An 18,979-nucleotide genomic window follows, 5' to 3' on the forward strand; every position below is an offset into this window, starting at 1 on the left:
AGAGCGCGCAATCTCTCGCGCCCACCAGATTCTCTAAAACCCTCGCCAAATCCTGTAGTTACACTAACTTAATTATAAAAAACACATACACTTCAACCACTTGCAAACCAATAAAACGATTTTTAAACGGTAAAAAATACTTTGTATACTTTAGTCTAGATTTAGCCTAAGAACCCATGCCGATAGCGCATAAGGCATGCGGATTACACGCAGAGTGATTATTTAGCCTAACGCTCAGATAATAAAAAACCCGCACAAAGGCGGGTTCATCCATACAGGCAAATAGTGTGTTTTCAGCGTTAGCGGCTAAGAGCTATTAATGAAGCGTTGGTAATGAAGAGCTAGAGTCGAGGATAGCGCTGAAGCAGGCTCGAAAGGGTATCAACGGGCGCTGCATCGCTAACACAGGCATCACCTAAGGCCTTGAGCAGCACTAAGCGTAGCTTCTCGTCGATATTTTTCTTATCCAACCGCATACGCACCAAGAAGTCATCTGCTGACATATTTGCCGGGGCAGCCAACGGCAACCCAGCGCTTTGAATAACCGCCTGCGCTCTTGTCAGTGCCGCCTCCTCAATCCAGCCTAATTGATGTGACAGCGTTGCTGCCATCGCCATCCCCGCCCCCACGGCTTCACCATGCAGCCAATGACCGTAACCTTGATGCGCTTCAATGGCGTGCCCAAAGGTGTGACCAAGGTTCAGCAGCGCGCGAACCCCCTGCTCGGTCTCATCTTCAGCGACGATATCCGCCTTGATCTGGCAGCTTTTGGCGATGGCTTCCGCAATCACATCAGGCTCAACGCTGCGCAACGCCTGCATGTTCTCTTCTAACCAACTTAAAAACGCCTCATCACGGATAAGTCCGTACTTAATCACCTCGGCAAGTCCGGCGGAAAGCTCGCGACTAGGCAGCGTGGTTAACGTATCGGTATCCACCAACACCGCTTTAGGCTGCCAAAAAGCGCCAATCATGTTTTTGCCTAGCGGGTGGTTAACGCCGGTTTTCCCTCCGACAGACGAGTCCACCTGGGAAAGCAGCGTCGTCGGCACCTGAACAAAAGCCACACCGCGCTGATAAGACGCCGCGGCATAACCCACCATGTCGCCAATCACGCCGCCGCCAAGTGCGATCAACGTACAGCGGCGGTTAAATCCTGCCTCCAGCAGGGCATCCCAAATGCGCCCCACCTGCTCAATGGTCTTATGCTGTTCGCCGTCAGGGAGCACAACGCTTCGCACGTCGAGGTGGCCAGGAAGCGTGGCACAAAGCGCCTCTAAATAAAGTGGCGCAATAGTGTCATTGGTCACCACCATCACCTGCTGACCCGCTAAGTAGGGCGTCAGCACATTGGCATGCTGCAGTAGCCCTGCACCAATGTGAATAGGGTAGCTACGGTCACCGAGTGACACCGTTAACGTACGCGGAGCATTGAGCGTTTCTGTCATTGCGATACCTTTTTATTCTGCACTTTATTTGGTACTCCAGCGGTTTCCAACGGGTCTACCAAGCGATACACACGACGCAGTATTTCATTGACCACGGCTCGCGGGCTGCGCCGATCAGTGCGCACGGTAATATCCGACGTGGCGCGATAAAGCGGGTCTCGGGTGGCAAACATGTCGTTCAGCACCTGCTCACGATTGGCACACTGCAGCAGAGGGCGGTTACGGTCTTTGGCGGTGCGCTTCAGCTGCTGGTCAACGGTGGTCATTAGATACACTACGGTACCGCGCTCGCGCAGGGCCCGACGGTTCTCTTCGCGCAGAACCGCGCCGCCACCCGTAGCCACCACCACGTCTGATAGCCGGGTAAGCTCATCAATCATTTGAATTTCACGCTGGCGGAAGCCTGGCTCACCCTCGACATCAAATATCCAGGGTATATCGGCTCCACAGCGGTCCTGTATGGCATGATCGCTGTCGTAAAACGGGCGCGACAGTTCTCCCGCCAATAGACGGCCTATCGTGCTTTTACCAGCCCCCATAGGGCCAATTAAAAAAAGATTGGGTAAATCCTGCATCAGCGAGTCATCAAACCATCATCAAGGAGTCGTGGAGTAATAAAGACCAATAACTCTACCTTTTCATTACTCTCTTGGGTATAGCGAAACAGCCGACCAATCAGTGGCAGGTCACCCAGCAGAGGCGTTTTAGCAATTTGGCTCAACTGCTCTGTGGTTAAAATACCGCCTAGCACCACTGTTTGGCCATTGTCCACCAGCACTTGGGTCTCAATCTGGTTGGTATCAATAGGTGGCTCGCCGCCAAACTCGCTCTCACGGAAGCTGTCGTTTTTAATCACCAAATCCATAATGATGCGATTATCTGGCGTGATTTGCGGCGTTACCTCTAGGGAGAGCTCAGCCTCTTTGAATTCGGTATCTGGATTGCCCTGGGCATCCACGCTTTGGAAGGCGCGCTCTTCACCCTGGCGAATAATGGCCGTGCGCTGATTGGCAGTAATAACCCGAGGCTGGGAAATCGTCTGGCTTTTACCTTCGCTCTCTAGTGCCCGCAGTTCAAGATCCAGCAATATATCGCCGGATAAGTAGCCAAAGCTAAAGCCAGTCCCAGCCGCCCCTGTGGAGCCTAGATCTACCGCTAGCCCACCTTGGGCGCGGTTAATACTGTTAGGGTTAATATTTCGTCTTTCAAAAACGCCATCCCCTCGATCTAAAAAGCCTCGGGTGCTGTCGAGCCCCCAATTAATCCCTAGCTCCCGTGAGGCTGTATCTCGGGCGATAACAATGCGCGCCTCTATTTGCACTTGGCGCACGGCTACGTCAAGGCGGTCTAGGGTGCGGATAATATCGCGCACCTGCTCGGCGGTATCCTGAATCAATAGTGTATTGGTGCGCTGATCAACACTGACGCGGCCGCGCTCGGTCAATAAGCCAAACCCATCACCGCCGCGCAGCAACTGGGCGAGGTCTTCTGCCCGGGCATACTTTACTTCAATGAACTCGGTAACCAGCGGGGCGAGCGTTTCACGCTGATTGCGCGCTTCAATTTCTTGGCGCTCAATGGCCGCCAGCTCGCTGGCGGGGGCAACGACAATCACATTGCCCTGCTCCCGGCTGGATAACCCCTGGCTCTGCAGAATCAGCGCTAGCGCCTGGTCCCAAGGTACATCGTTTAAGTTGAGTGTCACGCGCCCCGTGACGCTGTCGCTTGCCACCAGGTTAAGCCCGGTAAACTCGGCAAGCGTTGCCAGCACCGCGCGAACTTCGATGTCCTGAAAGTTGAGACTTAACCTATCGCCGGTGAAGCTATCGCCTTGCCGCTCACGAACGGGCTGGGTCTCTTGGCTAACGGGCTGCACTTCGATAGTGAGTGTTCGCCCGCTTTGGGAGGAAATCATCGCGTAGGGGCCGTTAGTTTGCAGCTCCAGCAATGTATCGCGCTGACCAGGGCGCGGCGTGATACGGGTAATGGGCGTGGCAAAATCAGTCACGTCGTATATCTGATTAAGCGCATCGGGAAGGTCAACATCGCGCAGCTCGGCAATCACTCGGCCTTCGCTACCTTCACGTACTTGGCTCACCACACCTTCTCGATCAAAGGTGATTAGCAGCCGCCCTGCACCATCGGGGCCGCGGCGAAAGTCAATATCTTCAACGCTGGGGCCTTCAAAGGTTTCGAGCGCAGGCGCTGCTGCATTGCTGCTGGGCGTCCCTAGGGTGATTTTCAACTGATCACCCTCCACCTTGGGGCGATAATCAAGAGGCTCTGATAAGTCGACCACCAGCCGGGTTCGGCCGTTACCTTCAATGGCGGTGACACGCTCGACACCGCCACTGCCCACATTCAACCGACGCTGAGCCAGGCCGCTTTGGGTATCAGCTAAATCTAGCGCTAGGCGCGGCGGCGCATCTAGCCGGTAGCCAGTTAACTCGGCTACACCGCCGCTAAATCGCAGCACCAACTCCATCTCCCCGCTGTCGGCTGGGCGTACATCCATCTGGGTAAGCACTGAAGCCAAGCTTAACGTAGGGGTAAAGGCTAGCAATAACAACGTAATTCGACGAAGCGCGGCGACCATGGCGTGACATCCAGTAACAAGTAAAAAGGCTATTCATCAATGGCTAGCGCTGCTTGGCGCTCTTGCCATCCCTGCTGTTGGCTAAACACTCGCTCTACAAGTGTGATTTCTTGGGAGCTAATAAGAGTAATTCGCCCGTGGTTACTACCTAAATAATTTCCCACCCGAACGCTGGTTACCTTACCATCCGGTGAGGCAATCAGCGCGACCCGCTGCCCTCCCATACCCAGCGTGCCTACCAACCGTAACGACTGAAGCTGAAACTGCTCCAACGGTTCAGTGGCGCGCTGTTGGTCGGGGGCAAACTCGCTCGCTTCCGGCAGTAATAATGCGGCGTCTTGGCTGTGCACGCTTTCCGGGGCAAGAAAAGGGCTGCGCACCTCAGCATATCGGTAATCAAGCGGTCGTGGCTCAGGCAGTGGCGAGATAATGTCGGGAGCCTGCCCACCGGGGGCGCGGCGTATCTCAGCTAGCGTTGTATCTAGCTGGTCAAGATTTGCATCACTGCATCCCGCTACCACAATGCTACAGCACACCCACATCAAGCGCTTCATGGTGTGCTCCCTTCATCTGCTGCTTCTATATAGCTGTAGGTACGGGCAAGCAGTGAGAGCCGTAGAACATCGCCCTGCTGGTCTACAGGCACCAAGGTGAGGTCATGCTGGGTAACGATACGTGCCATTTGGCTTATATCCGCAGCAAATTGCGCCAGTTGGTGGTAGCCACCACGCACCTGAATGTCCAGCGGATGCTCAATATAGTGTGTCTTACTTACCGTAGGCCTTAAGCGAATTGTCTCGATCGTCAGCCGATTATCCACGGCGGCGTCACTAATACTGTCCAGTAGTGACGGTATTTCGGCACTGGTAGGCAACATTGCTCGCATTTGCACCATCTGCTCTTCCAATGTGGCAAGCTGGCTTTGTATTTCGGGCAAATAAGCCACTTCCGATGCTTTACTGCGATACTCACTCAGCAAGCGCACTTCTTGACGCTGCTCAATCGCTAGCTGCGCACGTTTTTCGCCCACTAACCACCAGCTGATGCCACCAAACATCATCAAGAAAGCGAGCACACCACATAGCCCTTTAAGCAGCGAGGGCCACTCACCCGCCTCTTTGATGTCCAGCGCTTGCCAATCAAGAGTTTGAAAGCGTTGCCACTCTGAGCGCCAGCGTTCTCGATTCCAACTCATGGCCCAGCCTCCTCGGCAGCCGCTGTGTCAGCAGATTGGATAACCTCAAATTGAAAAGCACGCTCGCTTCCATTCTGCCCGCTAGCCACTTCCGAAAGCACCGGCACCCCAAGCCCAGGCATGCTGGCTATTTGGCGCAGCTGCTCGGACACTTGGCGCTCGTTACCGGCTACGGCTGAAAGGCTAATGCGCTCACCGCTTCGGCTAAGTCGCTGATAAACCACGCCCTGGGCCACGCTGGCCGCCAAATCATTAAATAGCTGAACCGTATGGATGCGCTCACCATGTAGCGTTTGGAACAGCCGCAGCTGTTCGCCAAGCTGTTCAGCATCGGACTGGTAGCGTTTTACGTCGGCAATTTCTCTATTCAGCCGCTCTATATAGGTAGTGATATAAGCATTGCGCTGCTGCTGGGCAACAAGCTGTTGCTGATACACATACGAGACCGCATAGGCCAGCGCACCGCCCGTTAACAGCATCAGTAACACCACACCATAAAAGGCGCGGGTCTGCTTCTCCCGGCGCGCTTCACGCCAGGGCAGCAAGTTGATGTTAATACTCACTGGCCGACCCTCATTGCCAAGCCACCGGCCGTTAACATGGCGGGGGCATCGTTGGTGAGTGCTTCAATATTTAAGCGTTTATTCACCCGCATGCGTTGGAACGGGTTAGCAATGGTCACCGACATTCCGCTATCTTCTGCGATACGTTCGGCAAGGCCAGGAATAACGCTTGAGCCTCCCGCCAGCACAATGTGCTGCACCTCATGCTGGCGAGCCGCCGTATAATACAGCTGCAGCGAGCGCCCCACTTGCTGTACCACGGTTTCTAAAAACGGATTAAGCACCATATCCTGGTAATCGTCGGGTAATCCGCCGCGTTTTTTGGCAAACCCAGCCTCTTCATTGCTCATCGAATAGCGGTCGCGGATAGCATCGGTAAGCTGGCGCCCGCCATACACCGTGTCTCGGCTGTATACGATTTGCCCTCCGCGCACCACGTGAAACGCGTTCATATTAGCGCCAATATCTACCAGCCCAACACACGCCGTTGGGTCGTTTTCAACATTTAACTGACGGCGCAGCTCGGCCAGCGAGCGCTCCATAGCAAAGGTTTCAACATCGACAGCTGCCGGTTCAAGTCCAGCGCGCTCCAAGGTTTCTGTTAGCTGACTAACATCCTGCTGACGACACGCAACTAATACAACCTGCTGCTGGTCTTCATCAAACGGAGCAGGCCCCAAACACTGAAAATCGAATGCCACTTCACTGAACGGAAACGGTATATGACGGTCAGATTCGGCGGTAATTCGCTCTTCGATTTCATCTTCGCTAAGCGCTGCTGGAAACGTGAGCGTTTTAGTAATAGCAGCACTTGCCGGCACGGCCACCGCCGCCTTACGCGTAGAGGGTTTTGCGTGTTCCACCGCACGGCTTAGCACGTTGGCTACATCGTTAATATCGCGTATGCGACGTTCTACCACGGCACCTTCGCGCAGCGGCCGCACAGCGTAGCTTTCTACTTGGTAATTATCGTTGCACTGCTTGAGCTCTAACAGCTTGACAGTTGCCGATGTAATATCGACACCAATCAACCCTTTAGTGGGTTTAAGTAAACGCATGTGGGGTTCGGCTCCGCCTGCCAATCTTACGAGTTCTGAGGTTACATGATTTTTAGTTAAGTCACACGCAGATGGCCTTACGGCACATCAACACTGGTGGCCGCTGCTTCACCTTCCTATAATGGCAGCCAATTACGTGTTACGGCCCTTTTAGCGCCGTACCTATTACTTCTTTCCACGGGTGCCTTCTGTTCATGACGTTTTTTCGAACCCTCATCCTGTCGCTGTTTTCGCTAATTGTGGCGTTGTTTGGAGCCACTGCGCTGGCAGTAGTAGGCGCGGCTATTTATTTTTCGCCGGGGCTGCCCGATGTGCGTCAGCTGCAGAACTTCGAGCTACATACACCGCTGCGTATCTTCACCAACGACGGCAAGCTGATCGGTGAGTTTGGTGAAGAGCGCCGTATGGCGATTGACTTTGACGAGATTCCTCAGGATATGATTAATGCCCTGGTTGCAGCCGAGGATGCCAACTATTTCGACCACTCAGGCGTTGACCCTCGGGGCTTAGCAAGGGCCTCCGTGGAACTGGTCCAGAGCGGCGGCACGATTCAATCCGGTGGCTCCACCATCACCATGCAGGTGGCACGTAACTACATGCTGACGCTGGATCAAACCTTCACTCGGAAGATCCGTGAAATTCTGCTTGCCCTGCAAATGGAGCAGCTACTCAGCAAAGAAGAGATATTTGAGCTTTACGTTAACAAAATTTTCTTAGGTAATCGCGCCTATGGCATTGCGGCGGCCTCAGAAACCTATTACGACAAGCCCCTGGCTGAACTTACCCTAGCAGAAACCGCCATGATTGCCGGGCTGCCCAAGGCCCCTTCTGCCTTTAACCCACTGGCTAACTCTGAGCGCTCGTTGATCCGCCGTAACTGGATTCTGTTCCGTATGCGCGGGCTGGGCTACATCGATGACGAAGCGTATCAGGAAGCGGTTCAGTCGCCGGTAACTGCCCGCCGCTACTTTACTCAAACAGAAGTTGATGCCGCTTATGTGTCTGAAATGGCGCGCCAGTACGCAGTTGAACGCTTTGGCGATACCGCGTACACCGGTGGCTATCGCATCTACACCACCATCGACAGCGAAATGCAGCCCTATGCACGCCAAGCACTGGCCAATGGCCTAGTGGCTTACGATCTTCGCCATGGCTGGCGCGGGCCGGAACAGCGTGATATCGCATCAAGCCTGGTAGAAGCCCAAGAACAGACCGCTACCCAAGGGCTGGAAGAAGAGCTTGCGGAGTCTCCCGAAATTCGTCAAACGGCGCGCCAGGCAGCCCAGCGCAGCCAAACGGAGGTCGAAGGCATTGATGGCGATGTCAGTAACTGGTTACAAGTATTAGACCGAACGCCCAACTTTGGCCTACTGCGCCCCGCCATTGTAGTAGAAAGCAGTGGCCGCGAGATGCAGGTGCTTGTACGTGGTGGCGAACTGCACACCATCCCGTGGAGCGGCCTAAGCTGGGCGCGCCAATACCTAAGCCCGCGCAGCCGGGGGGCCGAGCCTAGCTCAGCCGACCAAATTGCCGTTCGTGGTGACTTGGTGCGCGTGTTTGAAAATGAAGACGGCACTTTACGCTTGTCTCAACGGCCTGATGCAGAAGGCTCGCTGGTTGCTCAAGATCCGCGCACCGGCGCGATTTTAGCCTTGCAAGGCGGCTTTGATTTTAACGCCAGCAAGTTCAACCGTGCTGTTCAAGCGCAGCGCCAGTCGGGCTCTATTTTCAAGCCGTTCATTTACCTAGCAGCGCTGGAGGATGGTGAGATGAATGCCGCCAGCGTCGTGAATGATGCGCCCGTAGTGCTAGATGACGGCAGTAACTCTTTATGGCGCCCAGTGAACGCCAGCCGCGATTTCGAGGGCCCCACGCGCCTTCGACCTGCTCTGGCCCGCTCACGTAACCTTGTGACCATTCGCGTCCTGCAAACCATGGGGTTGGATCATACGATCAACTATCTGGAGGGCTTTGGGTTTGCCTCCAGCCGCCTACCCCGTGGTTTATCGTTAGCGCTGGGGAGCGCCGACTTAACGCCGATGGAGATGACCAATGCGTACGCTGTGATCGCTAACGGTGGATTCCAGGTGACACCGTGGTTTATCCAGCGCGTTACCCGCAACGATGACAACGAACTGATTGACGAAGCAACGCCCCAGGTCGCCTGCCCAAGCTGTGCAGAAGGACAAGAAACCGTTGAGATCGACGGTAAAGAGTATCCCGTTGCGCCCCGCGTGGCTGACGCCGCAGCGGTGTATATTTTGCGCGACATGCTACGCGACGTTATTACCTCAGGAACAGGCCGCGCGGCACTAAGTCTGAACCGTGATGACATCGTGGGTAAAACCGGCACCACCAACAATCAGCGTGATGCTTGGTTCGCCGGTTTCAACAGCGATTTAGTGACCACTGTGTGGGTAGGTAAAGACAGCAACGAAACCCTTGCTGAGTATGGCGCTAACGCTGCCCTACCTATTTGGATCGAGTTTATGGGCGGCGCTTTAGCAGGTTCTCCTTCTGCGATCCCCAATCGTCCAGACAATGTTGTTTCTGCCCGGGTAGACGCAGACACAGGTCGTCGCTTGCAAGATAACCAGTCAGGCGGCATCTCCGAACTGTTCCATCGCGATCACCTGCCGGAGTATCAGACTGGCCGCATTAGTCGTGAACTAGAAGAGGTAGGCGGTTCGCAAGGCTCTGGCACTGCAGAATCGATCTTCTAAATAGCATCGTTAAAACTAACCCCAAGCAAAAGCCCGGAAACCTAATGGTTCCCGGGCTTTTTTAGGTCAGCCAATTTTGTACATCAACATTACTGGCTGTCTTCACTGGCCTCGCAGCAGTTTAAGGCTTTAACCCGCCATTGGCGTTGCCTGAGGTTCACGCTTACTGGCCAGCCAATTGGCACCTATCGCCAAGCTCATAACAACGACGCCCGCTACTTCGGTGATTAAGCTTGGGTAGAACACACCGACGATAGCAGCAGCAATCGCTAAGCGTGGTAACAGCGACATTTTGGTGAAGAGATAGCCTTCCAGCGCAGCCGCAAAGGCACCAAGGGCAAGAATCGCGATGACCGCATTCCAGATCACGATAGGCACCGGGCCACCGACAATGATTTCCGGGTTAAACACCATAAACAGCGGAATCAAATAGAGACCTTTGGCAAACTTCCACGCTTGAAAGCCGGTTTCCATTGGCTTGCTGCCCGCAATCGCCGCCCCAGCAAAGCCTGCCAAGGCAATGGGCGGCGTCACGTTGGAGTCCTGGGAGTACCAGAACACCACCAAGTGGGCAATTAATAGCGGCACGCCAAACTCAGCGGTCAGCGCAGGCCCCACCAGTACGATCAACACGATATAGCTCGCGGTGACCGGCAGGCCCATGCCAAGGATTAAGCTTGCCAGCAGCACCATTACTAGCGCCAGCACCAAATTACCGCCCGAGAAAGCCAGCATCATGGAGGAGAATTTAAGACCCAACCCCGTAAGGCCAACTACCCCAACGATAATACCCGCCACTGCACAGGCCATAGAAACCGCCACCGCATTGCGCGCCCCCAGCTCTAACCCCTGTACCAGTTTAACAAGACCTTTCCATAGCACCCCTTGAGTGCGCGCAAGCGTTACTGGCTGTCCTTGAGAAGGAGCCACAAAGAAGTACCATAAGGCGTAGCGCAGCACGGCAACGGTGATCATCGTCACGACCGCATAATAGCCCACCCGCATCGGCGACATGTTCATGACCAACAGCCAAACAAGCACCGCGAGTGGCAGTAAAAAGTGCCAGCCATCTTTCATTACCTGGCGCATTTGCGGCAGCTCGCTTTTAGGCAAGCCTTGCATACCCTGCTTTAAAGCGATGATATGAACAAAAAGGTACACCGTCGCAAAGTACATAATCGCCGGCAGGATACTGATTTTGACGATCTCTAAGTAAGGCGTATTAGTGTACTCGGCAATCAAAAACGCCCCAGCGCCCATCAAAGGTGGCATGATTTGCCCCCCGGTAGACGCGGCCGCTTCGATGCCACCCGCCTGCTTCGGCTTATAACCGAGCTTTTTCATTAGCGGAATAGTAAACGCGCCGGTGGTCACTACGTTGGCTATGGCACTGCCAGAAATAGACCCCATCCCCGCCGAGGCAAGCACCGCTGCTTTGGCAGGCCCGCCGCGCTGGCGACCCGTGGCGGCATAAGCCATATCAATAAAGAATTTACCTGCACCGGTGCTTTCCAAAAAAGCGCCAAACAGTACAAAGATAAAGATATAGGTCGCCGCCACCCCCAAGGGCAGGCCAAAGATACCCTCCTGACCGAGATAGAGCTGCCCCGCTACGCGGTCAAGGGAGTAACCACGATGCGAGAGAATGCCGGGCATCCACTCACCGAGCCAAGGCAATTCGCCCCGTGGCCCCGCAAACGCATAAATAATGGCCAGCAGACCAATCAGCGTCATGCCAAAGCCCACTGCGCGGCGGCTGGCTTCCAACACGGTCACGGTGGCAATGCAGGCCACTAGGATATCGGTTTCGCTCCAAAACCCTGCGCGACTGAAGATAGCATCCAGATTAAGTACTAAATAGCCGCCGGTAAGCAGCGCGCCTGCTAAAAACAGGCAGTCGATCCCCCAGCCAAGCACGCCGCGTTTGCGCTTGGGGCCGAAGGCGGGAAACATAAGAAACGCCAGCAGCATGATCAGCGCTAAGTGGATGCTACGCTGGTAAAATAGCCCCAGTGGCTGAATGCCAGCGGAGTAAAGTTGGAACAGGGAAAGACCCACCGCCACAATGGTGATACACCACAGCACCATGCGGGGTTGAATCGCATTACCGCCAGGCATGACAACCGGCGGTGGAGTGGATTCGCTCATGAAGTCCTCGGAAGCGTTGTATTGCTTATTTTTTATTCGCGCGGAATCGCGTGAGGCTCTGCCAGTAGTATAGTCACGCGCTGTCCTGCCGCGCTGTCACTTAAACTGATTGCGGGATGCTCGCCATCCGGCCACACCACTTGATGATTAACCGCAGGCGAACCGACTCTTAATACATAGCGATTGTTGGGTACGGGCTCATGAATTGCATTGATCCAGTATCCCCCGTGACCATCGGAGACTTGCTCACCCCGGCCTTCTACATGCCCAAGGCCTGCGGCAAAGTCAGGTTGGTGGCTACGCTCTAACTGCATCACGCCTGCTACGTTGCGGTAGCAGTCCAGCACCGTAAACTTGGCTACTGAGTGATTCCATTGGATACACCATCGCGTACCCACGGGCGCAGTGAAGGCTACTAGCGTTTCACCTTGCTCCAAGATCACCATTAACCGCGCAGACGCAGGCGCCGAAGCGGGGAATTCCCCCGCTTCGGCGAACGGCAAACATATTAAGAAGAGCGCTACAAGCCGGAGTGCCTGGCGGTGCATAGCAAAAAGCCCTTCACGCGCTGTCTACTAGCGATTACTGACGAAGGCGGTCCGGAATGTCGGCACCCACTTCTTCAAAGTAACGAATCGCGCCCGGGTGCAGCGGCACCGGCGTAGAGTTCATAGTGAACTCTACGGTGGTGTCGTTAGCGGCCGGATGAACGGCAATCAGCTCATCGGTGTTTTCAAACAGCAGCTGGGTTAGCTGGTAGGCGAGTTCTTCATCCATATCCGCATTAACGACCAGCACGTTGGGAATCCCGATGGTTTGCACTGCTTCGTCCATACCGTCGTACATGTCCGCGGCTAGCTCGTATGGGGCGAATACTGCTTCAGCTTCCTGGGCGTTAGCAATTTCTTCATCCGATAAACCAATTAAACGAATATCTCGCGTAGCGGCTAGGTTGAGAATAGAGCTCGTGGGCGGCCCAACACTCCAGAAACCGGCGTCAATATCACCATCTCGGATGGCATCGGCGGTTTCGTTAAAGTTAAGACGCTGAGGGGTAAAGTCACTGTAGCTGACGCCGTTAGCTTCCAACACAGCACGGGCATTTAGCTCGGTGCCACTGCCTGGCGCACCTACAGAAACGCGCTTCCCGGCAAGGTCAGCAATACTATGGATGTCCGAATCGGCTAGAGTAACTAACTGCACCGCATTGGGATAAACGGAGGCCAGCGCACGGGTGTTTTCAATCTGGCGGCTCTCAAAGTCACCGGTGCCGGTATAGGCTTGGTAGGCGGTATCCGCCAGCACCAGGGCAAGATCCGCGTCGCCGCGCATAATCAGCCCCATGTTTTCAACCGAGGCCCCGGTGACCTCTGCTGTCGCCTGGGCACCTTCAATATGATTGTTGATCATCTCGGCAAAACCACCGCCGATCGGATAATAAACGCCACCGGTGCCACCGGTGGCAATGGAAAGCTGTTGCGCGCTGGCAGGCAGTGCTACGGCCAACATGGATGCTGCCGCTGCGTATTTTAGCGTTTTCATGAGCGTTTCCTCCGTCCTTACTTGGACTTATAGGTATGGTAGAAAAATTAGGGAGGTGTGAAGCCCCAGCTTCTCGCTGCCGTAAACGGCAAGCAGAAGCGGTGGGGAGAAGTTAGCACGGCTTGCGCGTTTGATGCCAATGGCAACATTACTCGCCAAGCTGAGCCTTCACTTGCTCCACGATATGAGCACCAATGGGCAGTGCCGAGGTCGCCGCAGGCGAAGGCGCGTTGCCCACATTCACCGTGCGCTTAGTATTTACAAACAGAAAATCATCCACCAACTTGCCGTCGTTGGATACCGCTTGGGCGCGCACTCCCGCAGGGTACGGGGTCAAATCTTCTGCCGTTAAGCTAGGGCAATACTTGCGCACCAGTTCCAAATAGCCGCGCTTGTAGAGCGAGTTTTTCATCTCCAACAGGCCTGGCTTCAAATGCTTACCGAGCACTTTTAAAATACCGGGATGGGTAAACATCTGCCCCATATCCCGCAGCGACATATCCTGCTTGCGGTAACCTTCGCGCTTAAGCGCCAGCACTGCGTTGGGTCCAACGGTCACCGTACCATCAATCATCCGGGTCAGATGCACCCCCAAAAAAGGCATATCGGGATCGGGAATCGGGTATATCAGATGGTTGACGATATGGTTGTGGCGCTCAGGCAACAGATAGTATTCACCGCGAAAGGGGCAGATCGTAAAGCCTGGGTCTTGGCCCAGCATGCGGATCACCCTATCCGCCATCAGGCCAGAGCACGACACTAAGTAGCGGCTGGCAAAAGACTCATTATGGGTCGTTACCACTACCTCTTCGGCGCGCTCTTCAAGCCCGGTGACACAGCAACCATAGCGGATCTCGCCGCCTAAACGCTCAAACTCAGCGGCCATCGCGCGGGTCACTTCAGCATAATTAACGATGCCGCTGGAAGGCACAAAAATACCCGCCACCCCAGTAATATTTGGCTCGCGCTCTTTAAGCGCGTCGGCCTCCAGCCACTCTCGCTCCAAGCCATTGGCTGCCGTTCGTTCCCAAAGCGCCTCCATGCGCTGCTTTTCAAGGGCGTTCGTTGCCACCAGCAGCTTGCCGCAGATGTTGTAGCTCACGCCATGCTGATCGCAAAATTTGCGGGTAGCGCGGTTGCCTTCAAGGCAAAACTTCGCTTTTAGGCTCCCCGGCGTGTAGTACACCCCGGCATGAATAACCCCACTGTTATGGCCGGTTTGGTGCTGAGCCGGGCCGGTCTCTTTTTCAATCACCAGCATGCGTTTATCGGGGTAAGTCTGTTTCAGCTGCATAGCGGTGGACATACCCAAAATACCGCCACCGATAATGATGAAATCCCACATAAATGTCGTTTCCTGTGCCAAATTTTCAAAATTTATTGATAATAGCCGTTAATTAACGTTGATCGCCACGTTCCGACGTTGGTCTAAGGAGACACCATGGAGCACGATGCGCCGCGCCAAAATCTCGCTATCAGCGCCTATCGCGAGTTAAAGCACGACATTATTCGCGGCCGCTATGCGCCTGAAGAGAAGTTATTAATGAGCCGCCTCAAGGAGCGCTACGGCGTTAGTACCGGCCCGCTGCGAGAAGCACTTTCTCAGTTAGTCGCTGACCGGCTAGTGGTCGCCATTAGCCAGCGCGGCTACCGCGTAGCGCCGATGTCGCTGGCTGAGCTCAACGATATTTACGATGCCCGCGCCCAGCTGGAAGGGCTGATTCTACGCCTGGCTATCGAGCGAGGCGACGACGATTGGGAAGCCAACGTACTGGCCACCGCTCATCGCCTTGCCAAAGTGACCGACATTAGCTCCCCCGATGAACTGCTGGATGGCTGGGACCTGCGTCATAAGGCGTTTCATACCGCCATTGCCAGCGGCTGCAATTCGCCGCACTTACTGCAAACGCGCAATACGTTGTTCGATCAGGTTGAGCGCTACCGCCATCTGTGGTTGCAAGAAACAGTCATGTCTCCCCAAGCGCTAGACATTAAACGCCAAGAACATGCCGCGCTGGTGGACGTTATTTTGGCAAGAGACACCGATCAGGCGGCTAATATGATGCGCGATCATCTAATAACGCCTGTGCCGATTATTACCCGGGTTTTAACCGCGCGAGGAATTAACTAAATTCTGCGTTTTAAAAAAATGTAGATATTTTATCAAAACGGCGATACCTTGGAGCCAAGCCATTTTATTGTTCAATTTCGCTATGGGCGCTGTGGGCGTCTTTAAACGCGAATCAAGGAGTGCACGCCATGACACGCTTTAACTGGGACGACCCGCTGCTACTGGAAAATCAGCTTACTGATGAAGAGCGCCAAATCCGCGATGCCGCCCACGACTACTGTCAGGAAAACTTACAGCCGCGAGTGCTGACGGCTTTTCGTGAAGAGCGCTTTGATCGCGAGATCATGAGTGAGATGGGTGAGCTAGGCCTGCTTGGCGCCACCGTTTCCCCCGAGTATGGCGGCGCGGGTGTTAACCACGTGGCCTACGGTTTGATTGCCCGTGAAGTAGAGCGCGTAGATTCCGGCTACCGCTCGGCCATGAGCGTGCAGTCATCGCTGGTGATGTACCCCATCGAAGCCTTCGGCTCTGAAGAGCAAAAGCATAAGTACCTGCCCAAGCTTGCCAGTGGCGAAATGGTTGGCTGCTTTGGCCTTACCGAACCTGATCACGGCTCCGACCCCGGCTCGATGATTACCCGCGCTGAAAAAGTCGACGGCGGCTACCGCTTAACCGGCGCTAAAATGTGGATCACCAACAGCCCCATTGCCGATATCGCCGTGGTATGGGCCAAGTCGGCCGCCCACGATAACCAAATTAAAGGCTTTATTGTTGAGCGCGGCACCGAAGGCTTCACCACGCCGAAAATTGAGGGCAAAGTTTCGCTACGCGCCTCCATTACCGGTGAAATCGTGCTGGATAACGCTTTTGTACCCGAAGAGAACCTGCTACCCAACGTGAGCGGTTTGAAAGGCCCCTTCGGCTGCTTGAACAAAGCACGCTACGGCATCGCTTGGGGCGTGATGGGCACCGCCGAATTCTGCTGGCATGCCGCCCGCCAGTACACTCTGGATCGCAAGCAGTTTGGCCGCCCCTTGGCCGCTAACCAGCTGATCCAGAAAAAGCTCGCCGATATGCAGACCGAGATCACTCTGGGCCTACAAGCCGCCCTGCAAGTGGGTCGTTTGATGGATAGTGGCAACTGGGCACCGGAAATGATCTCGCTGATCAAACGCAATAACTGTGGCAAAGCGCTGGATATCGCTCGCGTTGCCCGGGACATGCACGGCGGCAACGGCGTTTCTGATGAGTACGGTGTGATTCGCCATATGGTGAACCTAGAGTCGGTAAATACCTACGAAGGCACCCACGACGTGCATGCGCTGATTCTTGGCCGCGCCCAAACCGGCATCCAGTCGTTCTTTTAAACGGCCAGCCGACACCCAGCCCATGCGATGAACATACCAAGCGAGGCCGTTGATGAGCACAGCAACCAAACCACTGGCAGGCATTAAAGTACTCGATATTTCCCGTGTACTGGCTGGCCCGTGGTGCGGGCAAATGCTCGCGGACATGGGGGCCGAGGTAATTAAAGTTGAGCGCCCGGTCAGTGGCGACGATACCCGCCACTGGGGGCCTCCGTGGCTTTCTGGCAGCGCTGAGTCCGCCTATTACCTATGCGCTAATCGCGGCAAGCGCTCGGTTACGGTAGACATGGCTAAGCCCGAAGGCCAAGCGCTTATTAAGCAGCTTGCCGCCCAGTCGGACGTACTGCTTGAGAACTTCAAAGTGGGCGGGCTAAAAAAGTATGGCCTGGATTACACCAGCCTCAAGGCGATTAACCCAGAGCTGATCTACTGCTCAATTACCGGTTTTGGCCAGGAAAGCCCCTACGCCCATCGGGCGGGCTACGACTTTATGATTCAGGCCATGGGCGGGATTATGAGTCTAACAGGCAGGCCGGATGGGGAGCCGGGGGGTGGCCCGGTGAAAAGCGGCGTCGCCTTCACCGATATTTTCACCGGGCTGTATGCTGCCAATGCGGTACTGGCAGCGCTTTATCAGCGTCGTGATACCGGCGTTGGTTGCCATATCGATATGGCCCTGATGGATGTGCAAGTGGGCGTGCTGGCCAACCAAGCGCTTAACTACCTCACCTCAGGCCAGGTGCCCCAACGGTTAGGCAACTCGCACCCTAATATTGTGCCTTACCAAGCGTTTGCCACGGCGGATGGCCACATGATTGTGGCGGTCGGCAACGATGAGCAGTTCAAACGCTTCTGCCAAGTGCTTTCCCTGCCTGAGCTAGCTCAAGACAAACGCTTTGCGAGCAACGGCGAGCGGGTCGCTCATCGCGAACAGCTCGTACCGCTGCTTGAAGCTGCGCTTGCCCAGCGCAGCACCGATGAGTGGCTGGCAGCGTTTGAAGCCGTCGGCGTTCCCAGCGGCCCTATTAACACCCTTGACCGGGTATTTGATGACCCCCATGTGCAAGCACGCGGCCTTAAACAGACCCTGCCGCACAGCCAAGCGGGCCAGGTAGACCTGGTGGCTAACCCGATCCGTATCAACGGCCAGTCGATGAGCGCTACCACTGCCCCGCCCTCCTTGGGCGAGCATACGGAACGCGTGCTGGAAGAGATCGGCATTACCGTCGAGCAGCGCCAAGCACTGCGAACGGCAGGTGTTATTTAACATCCCCGTCCTGGTAATCTCCTTTATAAGCGCCCTTTCGGCGCTTTTTTTGGTTGCAATATCAACTCATTCGAAATTTATACAACAAATGTACAAAAAGTTAACAAACGGCTAAAATAAAGGTATTAAGGTATTTTCTAAACTCACGCTAATTGACCAGTGTCAGTAGTAAGAGCCTGCACCCCTAGATTAATAGTCGTCATCAAAAAGGAGACACCATGGCTAACTGCGCACGGGTCAACGGAACGTGTAAGCGCTGCGAAGGCGAGCTGCCTTTTGAGTTCACTATGGCGTTTCAGCCCATTGTGGACGTCTCGCTTGCGAAAGTAGTCACCTACGAAGCCCTCGTGCGCGGTATCAACGGAGAATCCGCCTGGAGCGTTATCTCCCAAGTAACCGACGAAATGCTCTACCGTTTTGATCAAGCCTGCCGTGTCAAAGCGATTGAAATGGCGAGTGCGTTAAATATGCAGACGGATCTATCGATCAATTTTCTGCCTAATGCTGTTTATGAGCCAGAAGCCTGTATCCAGGCAACGCTGGAAGTTTCAGAGCGCGTTGGTTGGCCCACACATCGGCTCATTTTTGAAATTACTGAAACCGAGAAAGTGCGCGACCGCCAACACTTACGCAACATCATTGATGCGTATCGCTCAATGGGGTTTAAAACCGCGCTAGACGACTTTGGCAACGGCTATGCCAACCTGGATCTTCTCACCGACCTCACCCCCGACAAACTGAAAATCGACCGTGAGTTAGTGATGAACTGCGATCAAGACCCGCGGCGCCAAGCACTGCTCAATGCGATTATTTTGCTCGCCAAAGAGCTAGATACCACCTTGATTGCAGAAGGTGTAGAAACCCGCGCAGAGGCGCTATGGTTAGCAAAAGCAGGAATTACGCGTCAGCAAGGCTTCTTTTTTGCCAAACCGGCTATAAATTCCTTGGGACACCACCTTACCCCGCTACTGCTGGCGTTAAGAGCAGAAGTACAGGCCTGA

The 18,979-nt window shown here is 54.7% G+C and carries 16 protein-coding genes; 5 read left to right on the forward strand and 11 right to left on the reverse strand.

Translation table 11 applies throughout. The features are described 5' to 3' along the window. Positions 1-341 precede the first annotated feature (341 nt). Genes BB497_00330 through BB497_00360 form a run of 7 tightly spaced genes read right to left on the reverse strand, consistent with a single transcriptional unit; the run spans position 342 to position 6,860 of the window. Positions 342-1,448: a 3-dehydroquinate synthase gene (locus BB497_00330; GenBank protein AVI61258.1), complete on the reverse strand. Its 1,107-nt coding sequence runs from the start codon at positions 1,446-1,448 to the stop codon at positions 342-344. Continuing rightward, a complete protein-coding gene (gene aroK, locus BB497_00335; GenBank protein AVI61259.1) occupies positions 1,445-2,023 on the reverse strand; it encodes a shikimate kinase in 579 nt (192 codons plus the stop codon). The genes BB497_00330 and aroK overlap by 4 nt, the downstream gene beginning before the upstream one ends. Further along, entirely contained in the window at positions 2,023-4,044 is a 2,022-nt protein-coding gene (locus BB497_00340; GenBank protein ID AVI61260.1) for a type II and III secretion system protein, read from the reverse strand. The genes aroK and BB497_00340 overlap by 1 nt, the downstream gene beginning before the upstream one ends. A 29-nt stretch (positions 4,045-4,073) precedes the next feature. After that, positions 4,074-4,598, reverse strand: coding sequence for a pilus assembly protein PilP (locus BB497_00345; GenBank protein AVI61261.1), 525 nt, complete (start codon positions 4,596-4,598; stop codon positions 4,074-4,076). Then, entirely contained in the window at positions 4,595-5,239 is a 645-nt protein-coding gene (locus BB497_00350) for a pilus assembly protein PilO (protein AVI61262.1), read from the reverse strand. Before BB497_00350 ends, BB497_00345 begins: the two co-directional genes overlap by 4 nt. After that, positions 5,236-5,802, reverse strand: coding sequence for a fimbrial assembly protein (locus tag BB497_00355; GenBank protein ID AVI61263.1), 567 nt, complete (start codon positions 5,800-5,802; stop codon positions 5,236-5,238). The genes BB497_00350 and BB497_00355 overlap by 4 nt, the downstream gene beginning before the upstream one ends. Continuing rightward, positions 5,799-6,860: a pilus assembly protein PilM gene (locus BB497_00360; GenBank protein AVI61264.1), complete on the reverse strand. Its 1,062-nt coding sequence runs from the start codon at positions 6,858-6,860 to the stop codon at positions 5,799-5,801. Before BB497_00360 ends, BB497_00355 begins: the two co-directional genes overlap by 4 nt. A gap of 194 nt (positions 6,861-7,054) precedes the next feature. On the opposite strand from BB497_00360, the gene BB497_00365 reads away from it, so the two are divergent. Beyond that, positions 7,055-9,583: a penicillin-binding protein gene (locus BB497_00365; protein AVI61265.1), complete on the forward strand. Its 2,529-nt coding sequence runs from the start codon at positions 7,055-7,057 to the stop codon at positions 9,581-9,583. 129 nt (positions 9,584-9,712) lie between these two features. Here BB497_00365 and BB497_00370 read toward each other — a convergent pair whose 3' ends face one another. From BB497_00370 to BB497_00385, 4 genes are all read right to left on the reverse strand, one after another. After that, positions 9,713-11,731 carry a permease gene (locus BB497_00370; protein AVI61266.1) on the reverse strand — a complete coding sequence of 673 codons (2,019 nt, stop codon included), beginning with the start codon at positions 11,729-11,731 and terminating at the stop codon, positions 9,713-9,715. A gap of 32 nt (positions 11,732-11,763) precedes the next feature. Beyond that, the gene (locus BB497_00375; GenBank protein ID AVI61267.1) at positions 11,764-12,279 is read right to left on the reverse strand and encodes a hypothetical protein; all 516 of its coding nucleotides are present in this window, start codon (positions 12,277-12,279) and stop codon (positions 11,764-11,766) included. 34 nt (positions 12,280-12,313) lie between these two features. Continuing rightward, the gene (locus BB497_00380) at positions 12,314-13,273 is read right to left on the reverse strand and encodes a C4-dicarboxylate ABC transporter substrate-binding protein (GenBank protein ID AVI61268.1); all 960 of its coding nucleotides are present in this window, start codon (positions 13,271-13,273) and stop codon (positions 12,314-12,316) included. A gap of 148 nt (positions 13,274-13,421) precedes the next feature. Continuing rightward, positions 13,422-14,618 carry a hydroxyglutarate oxidase gene (locus BB497_00385; protein AVI61269.1) on the reverse strand — a complete coding sequence of 399 codons (1,197 nt, stop codon included), beginning with the start codon at positions 14,616-14,618 and terminating at the stop codon, positions 13,422-13,424. A gap of 96 nt (positions 14,619-14,714) precedes the next feature. Between BB497_00385 and BB497_00390 the strand changes: the two genes are divergently transcribed. From BB497_00390 to BB497_00405, 4 genes are all read left to right on the forward strand, one after another. Continuing rightward, entirely contained in the window at positions 14,715-15,404 is a 690-nt protein-coding gene (locus tag BB497_00390; GenBank protein ID AVI61270.1) for a transcriptional regulator, read from the forward strand. 128 nt (positions 15,405-15,532) lie between these two features. Beyond that, positions 15,533-16,711: an acyl-CoA dehydrogenase gene (locus tag BB497_00395; GenBank protein AVI61271.1), complete on the forward strand. Its 1,179-nt coding sequence runs from the start codon at positions 15,533-15,535 to the stop codon at positions 16,709-16,711. A 52-nt stretch (positions 16,712-16,763) separates the two neighbouring features. Further along, positions 16,764-17,978: a CoA-transferase gene (locus tag BB497_00400; GenBank protein ID AVI61272.1), complete on the forward strand. Its 1,215-nt coding sequence runs from the start codon at positions 16,764-16,766 to the stop codon at positions 17,976-17,978. Positions 17,979-18,196: 218 nt separating this feature from the next. Then, a complete protein-coding gene (locus tag BB497_00405) occupies positions 18,197-18,979 on the forward strand; it encodes a diguanylate phosphodiesterase (protein AVI61273.1) in 783 nt (260 codons plus the stop codon).

Origin of the sequence: Halomonas sp. GFAJ-1 (genome assembly GCA_002966495.1) — a bacterium.
Lineage (GTDB): Bacteria > Pseudomonadota > Gammaproteobacteria > Pseudomonadales > Halomonadaceae > Vreelandella.